Source organism: Buchnera aphidicola (Shivaphis celti) (assembly GCF_039349365.1).
Taxonomy (GTDB): domain Bacteria; phylum Pseudomonadota; class Gammaproteobacteria; order Enterobacterales; family Enterobacteriaceae; genus Buchnera_L; species Buchnera_L aphidicola_AL.
This window is the reverse complement of the sequence record NZ_CP134977.1, coordinates 266,984-284,874: the sequence shown is the minus strand read 5'-3', so window position 1 is coordinate 284,874 and position 17,891 is coordinate 266,984. Positions and strand designations below refer to the sequence as shown.

Below are 17,891 nucleotides of genomic sequence, written 5' to 3'. Positions count from 1 at the left end.
ATATATATATATATAATTTTTATTTTTTGTGATATAATTTTATTTTAATATAAATGATAAATATTCTGATATTTTGTTACATAAATTTTTTGTTCCTTTTTTCTTTTTAGCAGATATAAAAAAATAGTTTCTGTTAATTTTTGTTTTATTTTTTATATATATAATTTTTTTTTTTATTTTTTCTTCTTGATTTTTATAATAATCAATTTTATTAAATATTATCCATATAGGTTTATTATATATTTCACGACTATATTTTCTTATTTCTAGTATAATGTTTTTTATATTTTTTATTACTATTTCTTTGTTTAAAGAAATATCAATTAAATGTAATAAAATTCGACATTTTTTGATATGTTGCAAGAATTGAATTCCAAGTCCTGATCCATGTGATGCACCTTTAATTAAACCAGGTATATCTGCGATTATAAAAAAATTTTTTTTTATTTTTACCTTTCCTAAAGTAGGAATAAGTGTTGTAAAAGGGTATTCTCCAATTTTTGGTTTTGCATTAGAAATAGCATGCATAAGTGTTGATTTACCTGCATTGGGTAATCCTATAATTCCTACATCAGCAATTAATAAAAGTTGCAATGTTAGAGTATATTTTTCTCCTTTTCTTCCATTAGTGTGTTTATATGGAGCTTGATTAGTTGATGATCTGAATTTTCTATTTCCTATTCCTTTTTTTCCACCTTTTGCAACTAATATCTTTTCTCCAATTTTGTTTAAATCAGCAATAATTTCTTTTGTTTCGCTGTTAATAATTCTTGTTCCTATTGGAACATAAATGATTTTATCTGAGCCATTTTTTCCAGATTTGTTTTTGGATTTTCCAGGTTCACCATCTTCGGAAGAAATAAGACTATTAAATCTGTAATCAACTAAAGTATTTAAATTTTGATTAGATTGAATCCAAATATTACCTCCATCACCTCCATTACCTCCGTCTGGACCTCCCTTTGGTTCAAACTTTTCCCTTCTAAAATGGGTACAACCGTTGCCTCCATTACCAGCAGAAACTGTGATGGTCACCTGATCAATGAATTTCATAATACACTCTTATTGATATTAATTTTTTATTTTTTTATTTTAAATATATGTCTGAATATTTTTAAATAAAATAATTCAAGATGCATAATGGAGTAGATGTAAATTATACAATTATATTAATATACTGTTTTTTTTTAATTCCTTTTTTTTGGAACTGTATTTTTCCCTTCTGAATCGCAAATATTGTATGATCTCTTCCTATTTTTGTATTTTTCCCAGCATGGAATTTTGTTCCTCTTTGTCGTACAATAATTGATCCTGGAATAACGTATTCTCCTCCAAATTTTTTTACCCCTAATCTTTTAGAATGTGAATCTCTTCCATTACGGGTTGATCCTCCAGCTTTTTTTTGTGCCATATTTTTTTCCTATAATGAATTATATATTAATATTAATAATTTTTATATCCGTGTAATTTTGTCTATGTCCTTGTTTTTTTTTATAATGTTTTCTTCTTTTAAATTTTGTTATTGTAATTTTTTTATATTTTCCATGTTGTATGATTTTACTTGTAATAGTACTATTATCTATATTTGGATTGCCGATTTTAATATTATTTTTTTTTACAATCAAAAGTATATTGGATATGTTGTATTCTTGTCCTATGTTCAGATTAATTTTTTCTAAACGAATAGTTTGTCCTTTTTTAGCTTGATATTGTTTTCCTCCATGTGCAAAAATTGCGTACATATTTTATTTTTCCTTATTTAATAGTTTATATTAAAAAAAATTATTATTTAAATTTGTAAAAGATTTTTTTTGACAAATTTATTTTTTGATATATAATTCCTTATTAAACATTTTATCAAAATTTATTTTTTTTATTTTTCCATTCTTGTTCTGTAAATGTATGTATTGTTATTGCATGTATTTTTTTTTCTAAAATATATTTTGTAATTGGTTTATAAATTAATTGTTGTCTTTTTATATTACTTATTCCATTAAATATATTACCGATCGCAGTAATATCTATGTGATCTTCATTTCCTTCAATATATAATTTTTTTAATTCAACATGTTTTATAATATGAAGTTTTAATTTTTCGTTTTTCATTTTTATTTTAATAAATTTAATGTATTGAATTTTCTTTAAATAGTTTATATTTTTTATTTTAGTGATTATGTATTATTTATACAATATATAATTTTTTTTAATATATATTAATGTTAAAATATTTTAGGAATATCTTGATGAACAAAATTCCAATGACTGTTAATGGATTAAAAAAACTAAATATGGAATTAAAAAATTTAAAAAATGTTATTCGTCCAAAAATTATTAATGCGATTGCTGAATCAAGAAAACATGGAGATTTAAAAGAAAATGCTGAATATCATGCTGCACGAGAAGAACAAGCATTTTGTGAAAAACGTATTAAAGAAATCGAATTAAAATTGTACAATGCGCAAGTTATTGATATTAAAAATGTTCCTTTTAATGGGAAAATTGTATTTGGTGCTACAGTAAGTGTTTTTAATATTAATCAAAATAAAAAGTTTATTTTTTGTATTGTTGGGGATGACGAAGCAAATTTTAAAGAAGGATTAATTTCTGTTAATTCTCCAATGGCAAGGAGTTTGATTGGAAAAAAAAAATTAGATATCGTATTAGTAAATACTCCTTCTGGAATAGTGAAATATCAAATACTTGATATACAATATATTTAAATTATATTTTACTTTATTTGTTTGAAATTATTTTTTATGAAAAAAAAAAAAAATCATCGTTCAAAACGTTGGTTAAATGAACATTTTCGTGATCATTTTATCAGAAAAAGAGACATCAATCATTTACGATCACGAGCATGGTTTAAATTACATGAGATAGATCTAAAATATCATTTATTCAAAAAAGGGATGAATGTTGTTGATTTAGGATCGGCTCCTGGAAGTTGGTCTCAATATGCTATTAAAAAAATTGGAAAAAATGGATTAGTTATATCATGTGATGTAAATTTTATGCATGCTATTCCAGGTGTATTTTTTTTACAAGGAGATATTAAAAATATCGATGTATTTAATAAGTTATTAACCATGATTAAAGATAAAAAAATTCATTTTATTATGTCAGATATAGCTCCAAATATTACTGGAATATCTTATATTGATATGTCTAATATAGTATCTTTGTTTAAATTAGTTATAAAAATAACATTAAAGGTTTTGTCAAATCGTGGATCATTTTTAGTAAAAATATTTCATGGTAATGAATGGAATTTTTTTTTAGAACAATTACGTTCTTTTTTTTCTAATATAACAATTTGTAAACCATCTGCTTCAAAGAATTGTTCTCGTGAAATTTTTGTTCTTGCTAGAGGTTTTCGAAAATAATATTTATTTATTTCTAAAATTTTTTATTTAATGAGGTTAATGTCTTGATTCATATAGTTAAGAATGTTTTTTTTTGGTTAATATTATTTTTTTTTCTAATGTGTATACTAATTGGATTAAATTTAAATAACGATCTTATCCATGAAGTAAATTATACCACTTTTTTATCTGCAATACATAAACATGAAGTACGAAAGGCACGTATTTATGGAAAATATATTTATTTTGTAAATTTTATGCATAAAAAATATTCTACCTATATGCCTTTTTATGATCATCAATTATTACATAAACTATTGTTAAATCATGTTATTATAGTGGGTATGCCTCCTCAAAAATCAAATATTTTATTTTCCATGTTAGTATCTTGGTTTCCTACGTTTCTATTAATTGGTGTATGGTTTTATTTTATGCGACAAGTGAAAAATAATGTTGGAAGAAATTCAACATCATTTGGAAAAAGTAAAACACGTATTTTTTCTGAAAAAAAAATTAAAGTTACTTTTAAAGATGTTGCAGGATGTGATGAAGCAAAAGAAGAGGTTCGTGAATTAGTTGATTATTTAAAAACACCAAAAAAATTTAAAAAATTAGGGGGTAAAATTCCAAAAGGAGTATTAATGATTGGACCTCCTGGAACTGGAAAAACTTTACTTGCAAAAGCTATTGCAGGAGAAGCTGGTGTATCTTTTATAACTTTATCTGGATCTGATTTTGTAGAAATGTTTGTTGGTGTGGGAGCAGCAAGAGTTCGAGATGTTTTTCATTACGCACGTAAAAAATCACCCTGTATCATTTTTATCGATGAAATTGATGCAGTAGGACGTCACAGAGGTAGCATGTTTGGGGGTGGTAATGATGAGAGAGAACAAACATTAAATCAAATTCTTGTTGAAATGGATGGATTTGAAGGAAATCCAGGTATTATTTTAATTGCTGCAACAAATCGTCCTGATGTTTTAGATCCTGCTTTATTAAGGCCTGGTCGATTTGATCGGCAAGTGGTAGTATCATTGCCAGATGTACAAGGTAGAAATCAAATTTTAAAAGTTCATATGAAAAATGTACCTATATCATCTGATGTAAATACTATGATAATTGCACGAGGGACTCCTGGTTTTTCTGGAGCAGATTTATCAAATTTAGTTAATGAATCAGTATTGTTTGCTGCTCGTGCAAATCAAAAAGAAGTTTCCATGCTGGATTTTGAGAAAGCGAAAGATAAAATTATGATTGGTTCAGAAAGACGTTCTATGATAATGACAGAACAACAAAAAGAATGTACTGCATATCATGAATCAGGACATGTCATTGTCGGTCAATTAGTTCCAAATCATGATCCTGTTCATAAAGTAACAATTGTTCCAAGAGGTAGGGCGTTAGGTGTAACTTTATTTTTACCTGAATCAGACGTGATTAATTTAAGTAAAGAAGCATTAGAAAGTCAAATATCAACTTTGTATGGAGGTCGTTTAGCTGAAGAGATTATATATGGAGCTTCAAAGGTTTCTACGGGAGCAATGAATGATATTAAAGTAGCAACTAATTTAGCTCGTAATATGGTAACGAAATGGGGATTTTCAGATAAATTAGGTCCGTTATTATATGAAACTAATCAAGAAGATGGTTCATCATTTACACACTCATTGTCTACAAATAGTCACATTTCTGAATTTACAGCTAGTTTAATTGATAAAGAAATTAAATCATTAATTGAGAAAAATTATTGTCGTGCAAAAAAAATATTAAAAGATAATATAAATATTTTATATGCTATGAAAGATGCATTGATAAAATATGAAACTATTAATGCTAGTCAAATCCATGACTTGATGAATGGAAAAATTTTGTAAAATTTCAATTGCAGTTTAAATATAAAAGTTATCCTACTATTATATAATTATATATAGTAGATGAGATATTTATTTATATTTTTTATATAATTTATATGTTTTATAAGGTTATTATAAATTTATGATCAATAGTTTAATTTTTTTTTTATTTATTTTAGTTTCGTTCATTTTAATTATATTAATTTTATTTAATCCAGTTGATAATAATACATATTACTTAAATAATTATAATAAAAATTTTAGTATATTTTATTTAATTTATCATAGTTCATTAGTAAATGTTATCACAAAGTTTTTTATTATATTGTTTTTTTTATTAAGTATAATAATGTGTATATTTGGTATATCTTAAGATCAAATTTTAACATGTATGACATAACGAGTAAACTATCATATTTTAATTTGCCGGGATGGTGGAATAGGTAGACACATTACCTTGAGGGGGTAATGCTTAATTCAAGCGTGTGGGTTCGATTCCCACTCTCGGTAAAATTTTTTCTTTTATGAATAGCAAATTCTTACTATTGTACATTTCTAAGAATTACATTGTAAGTAATGTTGTAATTTTTATCACTTAATTTATTTTTTATCTATGTTATTTTTTGTTGAATACATAAATTTAATATCTTAAATTTTAATACCAATTATGTTACGATAAAATACAATATTTAATTTGTAATATTTTATATTAATGTTTCATTTTAGATATTAAATTTTTAAAGGTTAATATAATGAATAAGGAAATTTTGTCAGTTGTGAATTTAGTATCACATGAAAAATCTTTGCCTCGTGAAAAAATTTTTGAAGCATTAGAAATTGCATTATCTATTGCAACAAAAAAAAAATATACATACGATATTGATGTACGAGTTAGTATTAATCGGAAAAACGGAAATTTTGATACTTTTCGTCGATGGATGGTAGTAGAAAAAATTATTAATCCTACTAAAGAAATTACATTAGAAGCTGCACAATATGAAAATGAAAAAGTTCAATTAAGTGAATTTATAGAAGATAAAATTCAATCAATTCATTTTGATAGAATTGCTACACAAGCAGCGAAACATATTATTGTAAAAAAAGTTCGAGAAGCGGAAAAAGCAATGATTGTAAATAAGTTTTACAATTCAAAAGGTGCTTTAGTAAAAGGTTTTGTAAAAAGAATTCAACGTGATGCAATGATTATTGATTTAGGACATGATATTTCAGCAATTCTTTTGAAAAAAGATATGTTGCCAAAAGAAAAATTTTTTACTGGAGATCGTATACGTGGTGTATTATATAAAATACGTTCACAATTACATGGAATTAGATTGTTAATCAGTCGTTCAAGAGCAGAAATGTTAATTGCATTATTTAGAATTGAAGTTCCTGAAATTAATGAAAAAGTAATTGAAATTAAAGCAATTGCTCGTGATCCGGGATTTCGGTCAAAAATTGCTGTTACAACACATAATAAAAGAGTAGATCCAGTTGGTGCTTGTGTTGGAATGCGTGGTGCAAGAGTGCAATCTGTTTCTGAAGAAATTGGAGGAGAAAAAATAGATATTATTTTATGGAATAATAATGCAGCACAGTTTGTTATTAATGCTATGGCCCCTGTACATGTTGTATCGATAATTGTTCATGAAAATATTCATGCAATGGATGTTGCAGTACATCCAAATTATTTAGCACAAGCAATTGGTAAAAATGGACAAAATGTTCGTTTAGCAGCGCAATTGAGCGGATGGGAGTTAAATGTTATGACTATGGAAGATTTACAAGATAAAAATAAACACAAAATACACGAGATCCAAACTCCTATTAATAATCAGTTATATAAAAAAAAAGATTTCTTAAATATTTTAACTCATTCTAGTTTTTTATCTTTATCAGAATTGGCATGTATTTCTTATACACATTTTTTTAAAATCAAGAAAATTAATAAGTATATTTTATTTAATATGCAAGAAAAAGCTGAAAATTATTTATCAAATCTTTTAATTAAAAAAAAAAATCATATTTTTATTAAATAATTTATTTAAAAATTTTTATTTTATAATATATCAAAAAAATTTAGTAAAAAAAATCTATTTAATTAAAAGTAGTGTATTTTATTATGGAGAGAATATGACATTATTTACGTTAAAAAATTTATCACGTGAAATGAACATTACAGTTATTGATTTAATTGAAAAATTTTCTAATATAGGAATTTCGAAAGAAGAAAATGATTATGTTAATTTGTATGAAAAAAAATTATTATTGCATTATTTATCTTCAAAAAATGAGTTATCACTTAATATACATGTTAACGAAAATTCTCATCATTCTTTTTCTGAAAAAAAAATTAATAGTTTAAAAAAAACAAATATAAATTTAAATAATAATGATAAAAATTTAATCAAGAAAGATGTTTTTTTAAAAAAAGATTCTTTAAATTCAACAAATGATATAAATACTATCTATAATAAAAAAACAGAATCAATAATTTTAAAAAAGAAATATTTAAAAAATATGAATTCTGAAAAAAATATTGTTTATGAAAAAAAAACGGTAGATATTCCATCGTCTATATATTTTAAAAATAAAAAAAAAGATCATGTTATAAAAAATAAAAACCATTATAAAAAAAATTTTCATATAAATAAAAAGGTTAAAATAAATATAATCAATGATTCAATTAAAAAAAAATCTCTGTATAATTCTTCTTTAAATAATAATATAAATTTGCATAAATATGAAGATATAAATAATGTTTCTGAATATCAAAGTGATCGTTATATTCAAAATAATAAAGTTAAAAATAGTCAAAAAGTCAACGAGAATAATATAAAAAAAAAAAAACATGATAAAAAATTTTTTTTACATAAGAATAAAAATTATTCTTTATTAACAAATTTTATCAAACCAAAAAAAAAATTGATTCGTGAAGTTATTATTCATGACATGATTTCTATACAAGATTTAGCAAATAAAATGGCTATTAAAGGGTCAGAAATTATTAAGCGCATAAAAAATATTATTGATGTGACTGATGTTCATCAAGTTATTGATCAAACAACAGCACAATTAATTATAGAAGAAATGGGACATAAAGCAATTTTACAATATGAAAATAGTTTAGAAAGATTTATTATTAATCAAAATAAAATTTCAAGAAAGAAATATAATTCGGTACATCGTTCTCCAATAGTAACAATTATGGGGCATGTTGATCATGGAAAAACTTCTTTATTAGATTATATCCGTTCTACTAAAGTTGCTAAAAATGAATTTGGAGGTATTACACAACATATCGGAGCATATTGTGTTAATACAAAAAAAGGAAAAATTACTTTTTTAGATACTCCTGGTCATTCTGCATTTACAAAAATGAGAGCTCGTGGTGCACAAATTACTGATATTATTGTGCTAGTAGTGGCTGGTGATGATGGAGTAAAACCACAGACAATAGAAGCAATTCAACACGCAAAATCTGCTGGTGTACCTTTATTAGTTGCAATTAATAAAATTGATAAAATTGAATCCAACTCTGAGAAAGTGAAAAAAGAACTGATGAATTATGAAGTTATTCCAGAAGAATGGGGAGGAGAAACTATTTTTGTAAATATTTCTGCAATTACTGGAACTGGAATAGATAATTTATTAAGTGCAATTTTATTACAAGCAGAGGTTTTAGAATTAAAATCGACTGTTTCTGGAATGGCTATGGGAGTAGTTATTGAATCATATCTAGATAAATATCGCGGTCCTACAGCAACTATATTAGTTCAAGAGGGAAAATTAAGAAAAGGAGATAATGTACTTTGTGGTACAACTTATGGAAAAATACGAGTAATAATTGACTCTTATAATGATGAAAAAAAAGAAATAGGTCCATCAATTCCAGTAAAAATATTAGGTCTATCAGATGCACCAACTAGCGGTGATATTTTTCATGTAGTGAAGAATGAAAAAGATGCCCGAGAAGTAGCTTTATATAGGAAAAATAAAATAAAAAACAACCAATTTGAAAAAATGAAAAAAAATAGTTTAAATGATATATTTAATCGTATAAAAAACCAATCAATCAAAGAGTGTAATATAATTTTAAAAACCGATGTAAAAGGTTCATTAGAGGCCATTTCTAATGCAATTGTTGCTATACAAAATAAAGAAGTTAATATTAAAATTTTATATTCTAATGTTGGGAATATTACAGAGACAGATGTAAATTTTGCTATTTCTACTAAATCTATGATTCTTGGTTTTAATGTACAAACAAATATTACAGCAAAAAAACTCATTAAAAAAGAAAAAGTTGATGTTCGTTTTTATTCTGTAATATATACTCTAATTGATGATATTAAACTATTAATCAAAGGTTTAATATCTCCACAACATCAAACTATAGTAATTGGTTCAGCGGAAGTAAGAGATAAATTTCAATTAACAAAATCTACTGTTATTGTAGGATGTATGGTAGTGAATGGGTCCATCAAAAAAAATAATGCAGTTCGTATTTTAAGGAAAAAAAATATTATATATACAGGAGAAATAGGATCTTTACGTCGTTTTAAAGATGATGTAAAGTTAGTAGGTACAGGAAAGGAATGTGGAATTGGAATCAAGAATTATAATGATATTTGTGTTGGTGATGTGATAGAATCATTTGAAGTTATAGAAGTTAAGAAGTAATTTAACTATATCAATTTTTTATAAAATAAATATATGAAATATTTAAAAAAAAACAATGCAAGTCAATATAATCGTATAATGCGTATAGAGCAATTTTTTAAAAAAGAAATTGCAAATATTCTTTACAATAATTTAAATGATCCTAGAATTAATTTTATGATTACAATATCTGAAGTGAAAATTTTAAAAGATTTATCTTGCGCAAAAGTATTTATTACTTATTTCAATGTATCTAAAAGCAAAAATAATTGTGTTACTAATATGAAAAGTATAAAAAATATTTTGAAAATTTTAAAAAAAGCTTCAGGTTATATTCGGAGTGTTTTATGTCATAAAATAAATATCAGGAAAATTCCATATTTGAAGTTTTATTATGATAATTCTATTATTGAAGGAATAAAAATTGATAATTTATTAAATAAAATTAATTAACGTTATATATTTTATTTGTAAATAATTAAATAAAAGATATTATGCATAAAAAATATATACATGGAGTATTATTTTTAGATAAGCCGTCTAACATTACTTCAAATAAAATTTTACAAAAAATTAAAAAAATTTTTTGTGCTAAAAAAGCTGGTTATATTGGTACCCTAGATCCAATAGCAACAGGAATTTTACCTATTTGTTTTGGGAAAGCAACAAAATTATCAGAATACTTAGTAAATCAGAAAAAAGTATATCATGTAATTGCAAAATTGGGAGCAACTACTATAACTTATGATGCGGAAAGTATAGAATTAGAAAAAAAAGATGTATTTTTTACTTACACGCAATTGCATTATATTTTAAAAAAATTTACTGGTAAAATTAAGCAATATGTTCCGATATATTCTGCGGTAAAATATAAAGGAAAACCTTTACATAAATATGCAAGGGAAAATATCAAAACACCAAAAATTTCAAAAAGTGTTTATATTTACAATATAAATTGTATAAAATATAATTATCAATTCATTGAGTTAAAAGTATCTTGTTCTAAAGGAACATATATTCGTACATTAGTGCACGAAATAGGAAATTTATTGCATTGTGGTGCATATGTTACTTTCTTACGAAGAACCATGATATCATCATATAATGTTAATTGTTCTGTTACGATGAATCAATTAAATAAATTGTGTAATTTATATAAAAAAAAAGAATTATATAATATTTTTTGTAATTTATTATATTCTATAAAAAGTATATTATTTAAGTGTCCTAAAATTATTGTTGACGATTTACAAATATTATATATTAAAGAAAATTTTTGTTTTTTCCCATTTATCAAGACAGGAATTTTTAGAATTATTATAAAAAATGACCATAATATATTTATATTAGGGGAAATTAATGAAATAAGTCAATTAATTTCATATAAAATATTGAATTTTTAAGAAAATTATATAATACATAGGAATATTTATGAAAAAAAATAATCAAATTACTATATTAAAATATAGTACAAATAAAACTAATACTGGAAAAACTGAGGTTCAAATTGCATTGTTAACTGATCAAATTAACTATTTAAAAAAACATTTTAATTTACATAAAAAGGATTTTTCCGGGAAAAAAGGTTTGTTAAATATGGTGTCTAAAAGAAAAAAATTATTACACTATTTAAAAGACAGTGATTTAAATCGATATATTAAAATCATATCACAATTATCATTACGTCGATAAATAATATTTTATATTTAATAAAAAATTTATACTATATAACATAGGTGTATTTTAAAAATTTTTTTTTTAAATTTTATTAATATTTTAGTTGAATACACTATTAGATTTTTATGTATTAAAAAATTTTTATATTAATTAAGGAAGTTATTTTGTTAAATTCTATTATTAGAAAATTTCAATACGGTAAATATACTGTTACTCTAGAAACTGGTATGATGGCAAGACAAGCAACTTCTTCTGTTATGGTTACAATGGACGATACTGCTGTTTTTGTTGTTGTTGTAGGAGACCAAACTACACCAATTAATCAAAAATTTTTCCCTTTAAATATAAATTATCAAGAACGTACATATGCTGCTGGTCGTATTCCTGGTAGTTTTTTTCGTAGAGAAGGGAGGCCAAGTGAAAATGAAGTATTAATTGCAAGATTAATTGATCGACCGATTCGTCCATTATTTCCAAAAGGATTTTTTCATGAAATACAAGTTACTGCAACGGTTGTTTCAGTAAATCCACAAATTAATCCAGATATTGTGGCTATGATTGGAGCATCAGCAGCATTGCAATTATCTGGAATTCCTTTTATGGGACCAATTGGAGCTGCTCGAGTAGGTTATATTAATAATCAGTATATTTTAAATCCTACTACTGAAGAAATGAAAAATACTAAATTAGATTTGGTAGTAGCAGGAACAAAAGATGCGATTTTGATGGTTGAGGCAGAAGTAAATTTATTAAATGAAAAAGATGTTTTAAATGCTATTTTATTTGGACATCAACAGCAAAAAGAATTGATTGAAAATATTTGTTTATTTGCTAATGATGTAAAAATTACACCATGGAAATATGTTACAATTAATATTGAAGATCATGAATTATTTTTATATGTATTAAATCTTGTTGAAATAGATATTATAGATGCATATAAAATTTCAAAAAAAGTAAAAAGATATGAAAAATTAAATACTATAAAAAAAAATGTTATACAAAATTTATTATTAAATAATATTTCCTTTATTGAATCTGAAATAGAAAATATTCTATATTATATAGAAAAAAAAATTGTGAGAAATAAAATATTAAATGGAGAGAATCGAATAGACGGCAGGAAAAACCATGTCATTCGTGATTTGGATATTAGAACTGGTATTTTACCCCGTGTACATGGATCTTCTTTATTTACTCGAGGAGAAACACAATCATTAGTTTCAGTAACACTTGGTACATCAAGAGATGCACAAAATTTAGATGAATTATTAGGAGATAGAATAGATAATTTTCTATTTCATTATAATTTTCCTCCATATTCTATTGGTGAAATTGGAATAGTCGGATCTCCAAAAAGAAGAGAAATTGGGCATGGTAGATTAGCAAAACGTAGTATGTTAGCTGTAATGCCAAAACTGGAAAAGTTTCCTTATACTATTAGAGTTGTTTCTGAAATTACTGAATCTAATGGTTCATCTTCTATGGCTTCTGTTTGCGGAGCTTCTTTAGCGTTAATGGATGCTGGAATACCAATTAAATCTGCTGTTGCAGGAGTTGCGATGGGTTTAGTGAAAGAGGGAGAAAAATATGTTATTTTATCGGATATTTTAGGAGATGAAGATCATTTAGGAGATATGGATTTTAAGATTTCGGGTACTGAAAATGGAATTACTGCACTGCAAATGGATATGAAAATATCAGGAATAACTCGTGAAATCTTAGAAGATGCATTATATCAAGCAAAAAAAGCTCGGTTATATATTTTAAATTTTATGAAAGGATTTATTAGTACTCCAAGAAGTAAAATATCTGAGTTTGCTCCTCGTATTCATACTATAAAAATCAATCCTACAAAGATAAAAGATGTTATTGGTAAAGGTGGTTCTGTAATTCGTATGTTAACTGAAGAGACAGGTACCACTATTGAAATTCAAGATGACGGTACAATTAAAATTTCTGCAACTCTTGAAAGAAAAGCAAAAAATGCCATTAAAAGAATTCAGGAAATTACTTCTGATATTAAAGTAGGAAAAATATATACTGGAAAAGTAATTCGTATTACAGATTTTGGCGCCTTTGTTTCTATTGGTATTGGAAAAGAAGGATTAGTGCATATTTCACAAATTGCGATGCAGAGAGTAGAAAAAGTAAAAGATTATCTTAGTATTGATCAAACAGTTTTAGTAAAAGTATTAGACATTGACCGTCAAGGACGATTACGACTAAGTATAAAAGCAGCAAATGATATTTAAAATATAAAATTTTATTTTAACAATATTTATGAAATTTAAAATATTAATTAATAAGGATATATTTATGTTACTTTTTTTGTTAACAATATACATTTATATTTATTAATATACATTCATCGTTTACATTTTAAAGGGTATATATATTACATGATTCAAGTTGAAAATTCATTTTTGAATTTTGGTTTAAATAAATTATTAATTAAAGCATTACATGAAATGAAGTATGTAAAGCCTTCCCCAATACAGAAAATATGTATTCCTTATTTGTTATCGGGAAAAGATGTGTTAGGAATGGCGCAAACTGGAAGTGGAAAAACTGCTGCATTTGCATTACCTTTATTACATAATATTAATTTTAATTTGAAATTTCCTCAAGTTTTAGTTTTAACACCAACAAGAGAATTAGCAATTCAGGTTGCAAAATCTTTTTCTGAATTTTCGAAGTACATCACTTGTATTAAAGTTTTAGCTGTATATGGTGGTCAGAGTTATGACATTCAGTTAAAAGTATTAAAAAAAGGTCCACAAATTATTGTTGGTACACCAGGAAGATTATTAGATCATTTAAAAAAAGGTACGCTAAACTTATCTTATTTAAAATCTTTAGTTTTAGATGAAGCAGATGAAATGTTAAGGATGGGTTTTATAGAAGATGTAGAAAATATTTTTTCTAAAATTCCAAGAAAACACCAAACTGCATTATTTTCTGCAACTATGTCATATGTTATTAAAAAAATTTCTCAAAAATTTATGATAACTCCTAAAGAAGTAAAAATTCAATCTAATATGATTACTACTCCAAAAATTCAACAAAATTATTGGATTGTTTGTTGTAAAAAAACTGATGGATTAGTGCGTTTTTTAGAATATGAAAAATTTTCTGCTACAATTATTTTTGTTCGTACAAAAAGCGCAACTTTAGAGGTATCGGAAGCATTAGAAAAATATGGTTATAATAGTGCAGCTTTGAATGGAGATATGAATCAAAATATTAGAGAAAAAACTTTAGAACGTTTAAAAAATGGAAAATTGGATATTTTGATTGCAACAGATGTTGCAGCAAGAGGATTAGATGTTGATCGTATAAGTTTAGTAATTAATTATGATATTCCAATGGATGCAGAATCATATATTCATAGAATTGGTCGTACTGGAAGAGCAGGTCGTCCGGGTAAAGCATTATTATTTGTTGAATATCGTGAACGAAGATTATTAAGAAATATTGAACATTTTACACGACAATCAATTCTTAGAGTAGAATTACCTGATGATCATTTATTAAGTAAATGTAGAATAGCAAGATTTTCTCAAAAATTATTAAATTATTTAAATAGTCATGATCTTGACAAATATAAAAATTTGTTAAAAGTATTTAATCCAGATGAACAATATGATATTACTACATTAGCTGCTGCTTTATTAAAAATCGCTCAAGGAGAAAGAAAATTAATTGTTCATAGTGTGGGTAATACAAATAGTAAAAATTTATTAAAAAGTAGAAAGTTTAAAAAAGTTAGTCATTTTAAATTCAAAAAAAATAAATTCAATATGAATGTGTATCGAATTTCTTTAGGAAAGACAGATGGAGTAGAAGTCAAACATATAGTTGGAGCTATTGCTAATGAAGGCAATATTAACAGTTACGATATTGGAAATGTAAAAATTTTTTCTTCATTTTCTACGGTAGAGTTGTCAAAAAATCTTAATAAAGATATTGTTAAAACTTTTTTTTATACAAGAATTTTTAATAAACCAATGAATATAAAATTATTTAATTATTCTAAAAGTGTAAAAAAAATGAAAAAATGAAAAATATTTAACACTGATTTTATGCCACTTTGTGGCATATTTATTACAATTGCATTATTTTATTGCTATTACATCAATCTCTATTTTTGCATTTTTTGGCAACTTTCTTACTTCAATACAAGTACGTGCTGGAAATATGGATTGATTACTTATAAAAAATTTTTCGTATATAGAATTTATGATATTTATTTTATCTAAACATGTTGTAAATATATTAATTTTCACGATGTCATTGATTTTTAAGTTCGATGTTTGTACAATATTTTTAATATTTTCTAATATTTTTCTTGTTTGTATTCCAATATCATCAGATATAATCTGATTATTTTCATTTATTGCAATTTGACCAGAAATAAACAAAGTGTTTTCTATTAATATTCCTTGTTGATATGGTCCAATTGGTAATGGTGATTTTTTTGTATTAATTATTTTTTTCATAATTTTTCTTTCTTTCTTTCTTTTTTTTTTTTTTTTTTGATTAAATTGAATTAAATAATAAAATTTATTATATAGGAATATTAACATTTTTTTTTAATGTTAATATCATTAGTGATTTTATTGTATGTAATTTATTATTTGATTGTGTGAAAATAATATTTTTATTGTCCTGAAATACATCATTGGTAATTTCTATCCCATTTTGCATATTATATTTTTCAGAAATATTTTTTCCTAAAATAGTATTTATATCATGTAATGCAGGCAAACAATGTAATACTTTAATATTTAAATTTTTTGTTAACTCTAACATTTGATAATTGACTTGATATTTTCTTAATATTTTTATCCTTTTTTCTAATTCTTTTTGATTTGTTCCCATTGATAGCCAAACATCAGTGTATATAAAATCAGTATTTTTCACACCTTGTTCAATATCTTCAGTACATAATATTTTTTTATTATATTTAATTTGATATTTATTTAGTGTGTTTTTATTTGGCCAATATAATTTTGGAGCAACTAATCGTAAATTAAATCCTAATATAGAGGCTAATTCTAATATTGTGTTTGCTATGTTATTAGAAGCATCTCCTACATATGTACAAATAATTTCTGATATTTTTTTTTGCGGTGTACATTCTTGCATAGTTAAGATATCAGCTAATAATTGTGTTGGATGGTATTTTTCAGTTAATCCATTCCATATAGGAATATTAGAATTTTCAGATAATATTTTTAGATTATTATGTTTAATACCCCGATATGCTATTCCATCATATATTTTTTCCATAACTTTTATAGTATCATGAGCAGATTCTTTATATCCTAAATGTAAATTATTTGGAGCAAAGTAACTTGTATATGCTCCTTGTTCAAAAGCGGCAATTTCAAATGCACATCTTGTTCGGGTAGATTCTTGTTCAAAAATTAAAGCAATTTTTTTATTTTTTAAATACCTGACCTCTTTTTTTTTTTCTTTATTTTTTTTTAAAATACGTGCAAATTGAATAATTTTTGTTATTTCTGATTTGTTGAAATCAGAAATTTTTAAGAAATTTCTTTTGTATAGTTTTTTCATATTTATGTTTTAAATGTTTAGAATATTTATTTATTATATACAAATATTTTTTAAATAAAAGTTTTTTAAATTTTTTTATATTTTATAACATTATATTACAAATATAATGTTATTAATAAAAAAATATTACTTTTTTTTGTAAATAAAAAATTATCATTTTTTTATTAAAAATTTTTATAATTTTTATATTCGAAAATATTATTCATCAATATAGTCATTTACATATTAATTAGTTAAAAACAAGAGTTTTGTTTAGATTGGAAAAATATTTTTTATTTAATTATATTGAAAATAAAAGATATAAATATTTATTAAAAAAAAAGATATAATAAAGAAATATATTTAAGAATATAAATTATATGTTTTGAAAACGATAATTTCATAGTATAAATGTCATGAAATACGATATATAATTTTTAACATTGATAGATATTAGTATGCAATATATAGTTAAATATTTTTTTTAAATTTTATTTTTTTATTTAATAGATTGTACAAATATTTTTGGAAAAAATATTTATAAAATAAGGAAGATATTAAAAAATATTTTAGGAAAATTGTTCAGGTGGTAAATTTTAAAAATAGAATAAATTAATTATATGTAATTTTTAAAATATATTTTGTAATTCTCAAAAACGATTATATATAATCATTTTAAGAATACGATAACTTGATTATTTTTTTAATTCTGATAAATTACTGAATAATTTATATCATTATTTAAATGAAACCAATGATGAAATTTATACATATT

Annotated in this window: 16 protein-coding genes and 1 tRNA gene; 11 read left to right on the top strand and 6 right to left on the bottom strand. The window is 23.9% G+C overall.

Annotated features, from left to right (window positions below):
- Positions 1-39: 39 nt before the first annotated feature.
- The 4 genes from cgtA to RJT40_RS01300 all read right to left on the bottom strand — a co-directional run bounded on the left by cgtA (position 40) and on the right by RJT40_RS01300 (position 2,106).
- Positions 40-1,053 (bottom strand): Obg family GTPase CgtA, encoded by a 1,014-nt coding sequence (cgtA, locus tag RJT40_RS01315; protein ID WP_343182398.1) that lies wholly within the window; start codon positions 1,051-1,053, stop codon positions 40-42.
- A gap of 103 nt (positions 1,054-1,156) precedes the next feature.
- The gene (gene rpmA / locus RJT40_RS01310; RefSeq protein WP_343182397.1) at positions 1,157-1,411 is read right to left on the bottom strand and encodes a 50S ribosomal protein L27; all 255 of its coding nucleotides are present in this window, start codon (positions 1,409-1,411) and stop codon (positions 1,157-1,159) included.
- 19 nt (positions 1,412-1,430) lie between these two features.
- The gene (gene rplU, locus RJT40_RS01305) at positions 1,431-1,742 is read right to left on the bottom strand and encodes a 50S ribosomal protein L21 (protein WP_343182396.1); all 312 of its coding nucleotides are present in this window, start codon (positions 1,740-1,742) and stop codon (positions 1,431-1,433) included.
- Positions 1,743-1,857: 115 nt separating this feature from the next.
- Entirely contained in the window at positions 1,858-2,106 is a 249-nt protein-coding gene (locus RJT40_RS01300) for a BolA/IbaG family iron-sulfur metabolism protein (RefSeq protein WP_343182395.1), read from the bottom strand.
- 134 nt (positions 2,107-2,240) lie between these two features.
- Between RJT40_RS01300 and greA the strand changes: the two genes are divergently transcribed.
- The 11 genes from greA to RJT40_RS01245 all read left to right on the top strand — a co-directional run bounded on the left by greA (position 2,241) and on the right by RJT40_RS01245 (position 15,618).
- Positions 2,241-2,720, top strand: a complete 480-nt coding sequence (gene greA / locus RJT40_RS01295; RefSeq protein WP_343182394.1) for a transcription elongation factor GreA — start codon at positions 2,241-2,243, stop codon at positions 2,718-2,720.
- A 36-nt stretch (positions 2,721-2,756) separates the two neighbouring features.
- On the top strand, positions 2,757-3,383 hold the full coding sequence (locus RJT40_RS01290) for an RlmE family RNA methyltransferase (protein ID WP_343182393.1): 627 nt from the start codon (positions 2,757-2,759) through the stop codon (positions 3,381-3,383).
- 53 nt (positions 3,384-3,436) lie between these two features.
- Positions 3,437-5,236, top strand: coding sequence for an ATP-dependent zinc metalloprotease FtsH (ftsH, locus tag RJT40_RS01285; protein ID WP_428994195.1), 1,800 nt, complete (start codon positions 3,437-3,439; stop codon positions 5,234-5,236).
- Positions 5,237-5,640: 404 nt separating this feature from the next.
- Positions 5,641-5,725, top strand: a tRNA-Leu gene (locus tag RJT40_RS01280).
- Positions 5,726-5,967: 242 nt separating this feature from the next.
- Positions 5,968-7,254: a transcription termination factor NusA gene (gene nusA / locus RJT40_RS01275; RefSeq protein ID WP_428994185.1), complete on the top strand. Its 1,287-nt coding sequence runs from the start codon at positions 5,968-5,970 to the stop codon at positions 7,252-7,254.
- 94 nt (positions 7,255-7,348) lie between these two features.
- Positions 7,349-9,898 (top strand): translation initiation factor IF-2, encoded by a 2,550-nt coding sequence (infB, locus tag RJT40_RS01270; protein WP_343182392.1) that lies wholly within the window; start codon positions 7,349-7,351, stop codon positions 9,896-9,898.
- Between the two features lie 33 nt (positions 9,899-9,931).
- Positions 9,932-10,330, top strand: a complete 399-nt coding sequence (rbfA, locus tag RJT40_RS01265) for a 30S ribosome-binding factor RbfA (RefSeq protein ID WP_343182391.1) — start codon at positions 9,932-9,934, stop codon at positions 10,328-10,330.
- Between the two features lie 41 nt (positions 10,331-10,371).
- On the top strand, positions 10,372-11,280 hold the full coding sequence (gene truB, locus RJT40_RS01260; protein ID WP_343182390.1) for a tRNA pseudouridine(55) synthase TruB: 909 nt from the start codon (positions 10,372-10,374) through the stop codon (positions 11,278-11,280).
- Between the two features lie 28 nt (positions 11,281-11,308).
- Positions 11,309-11,569, top strand: a complete 261-nt coding sequence (gene rpsO / locus RJT40_RS01255) for a 30S ribosomal protein S15 (RefSeq protein ID WP_343182389.1) — start codon at positions 11,309-11,311, stop codon at positions 11,567-11,569.
- A 149-nt stretch (positions 11,570-11,718) separates the two neighbouring features.
- A complete protein-coding gene (gene pnp / locus RJT40_RS01250) occupies positions 11,719-13,809 on the top strand; it encodes a polyribonucleotide nucleotidyltransferase (RefSeq protein ID WP_343182388.1) in 2,091 nt (696 codons plus the stop codon).
- Between the two features lie 147 nt (positions 13,810-13,956).
- Positions 13,957-15,618, top strand: coding sequence for a DEAD/DEAH box helicase (locus RJT40_RS01245; protein ID WP_343182387.1), 1,662 nt, complete (start codon positions 13,957-13,959; stop codon positions 15,616-15,618).
- A gap of 54 nt (positions 15,619-15,672) precedes the next feature.
- On the opposite strand, the gene RJT40_RS01240 is transcribed toward RJT40_RS01245, so the two are convergent.
- Together RJT40_RS01240 and argF are read right to left on the bottom strand one after the other, a co-directional pair.
- The gene (locus RJT40_RS01240) at positions 15,673-16,056 is read right to left on the bottom strand and encodes a Rid family detoxifying hydrolase (RefSeq protein WP_343182710.1); all 384 of its coding nucleotides are present in this window, start codon (positions 16,054-16,056) and stop codon (positions 15,673-15,675) included.
- 67 nt (positions 16,057-16,123) lie between these two features.
- The gene (argF, locus tag RJT40_RS01235; RefSeq protein WP_343182386.1) at positions 16,124-17,137 is read right to left on the bottom strand and encodes an ornithine carbamoyltransferase; all 1,014 of its coding nucleotides are present in this window, start codon (positions 17,135-17,137) and stop codon (positions 16,124-16,126) included.
- Positions 17,138-17,891: the final 754 nt, after the last annotated feature.

What these genes read in the sequence shown, in the direction of transcription:
- cgtA (WP_343182398.1), bottom strand. Translation starts at nt 1,053, where the DNA reads ATGAAATTCATTGATCAGGTGACCATCACAGTTTCTGCTGGTAATGGA.
- rpmA (WP_343182397.1), bottom strand. Translation starts at nt 1,411, where the DNA reads ATGGCACAAAAAAAAGCTGGAGGATCAACCCGTAATGGAAGAGATTCA.
- rplU (WP_343182396.1), bottom strand. Translation starts at nt 1,742, where the DNA reads ATGTACGCAATTTTTGCACATGGAGGAAAACAATATCAAGCTAAAAAA.
- RJT40_RS01300 (WP_343182395.1), bottom strand. Translation starts at nt 2,106, where the DNA reads ATGAAAAACGAAAAATTAAAACTTCATATTATAAAACATGTTGAATTA.
- RJT40_RS01290 (WP_343182393.1), top strand. Translation starts at nt 2,757, where the DNA reads ATGAAAAAAAAAAAAAATCATCGTTCAAAACGTTGGTTAAATGAACAT.
- nusA (WP_428994185.1), top strand. Translation starts at nt 5,968, where the DNA reads ATGAATAAGGAAATTTTGTCAGTTGTGAATTTAGTATCACATGAAAAA.
- infB (WP_343182392.1), top strand. Translation starts at nt 7,349, where the DNA reads ATGACATTATTTACGTTAAAAAATTTATCACGTGAAATGAACATTACA.
- rbfA (WP_343182391.1), top strand. Translation starts at nt 9,932, where the DNA reads ATGAAATATTTAAAAAAAAACAATGCAAGTCAATATAATCGTATAATG.
- truB (WP_343182390.1), top strand. Translation starts at nt 10,372, where the DNA reads ATGCATAAAAAATATATACATGGAGTATTATTTTTAGATAAGCCGTCT.
- rpsO (WP_343182389.1), top strand. Translation starts at nt 11,309, where the DNA reads ATGAAAAAAAATAATCAAATTACTATATTAAAATATAGTACAAATAAA.
- RJT40_RS01245 (WP_343182387.1), top strand. Translation starts at nt 13,957, where the DNA reads ATGATTCAAGTTGAAAATTCATTTTTGAATTTTGGTTTAAATAAATTA.
- RJT40_RS01240 (WP_343182710.1), bottom strand. Translation starts at nt 16,056, where the DNA reads ATGAAAAAAATAATTAATACAAAAAAATCACCATTACCAATTGGACCA.
- argF (WP_343182386.1), bottom strand. Translation starts at nt 17,137, where the DNA reads ATGAAAAAACTATACAAAAGAAATTTCTTAAAAATTTCTGATTTCAAC.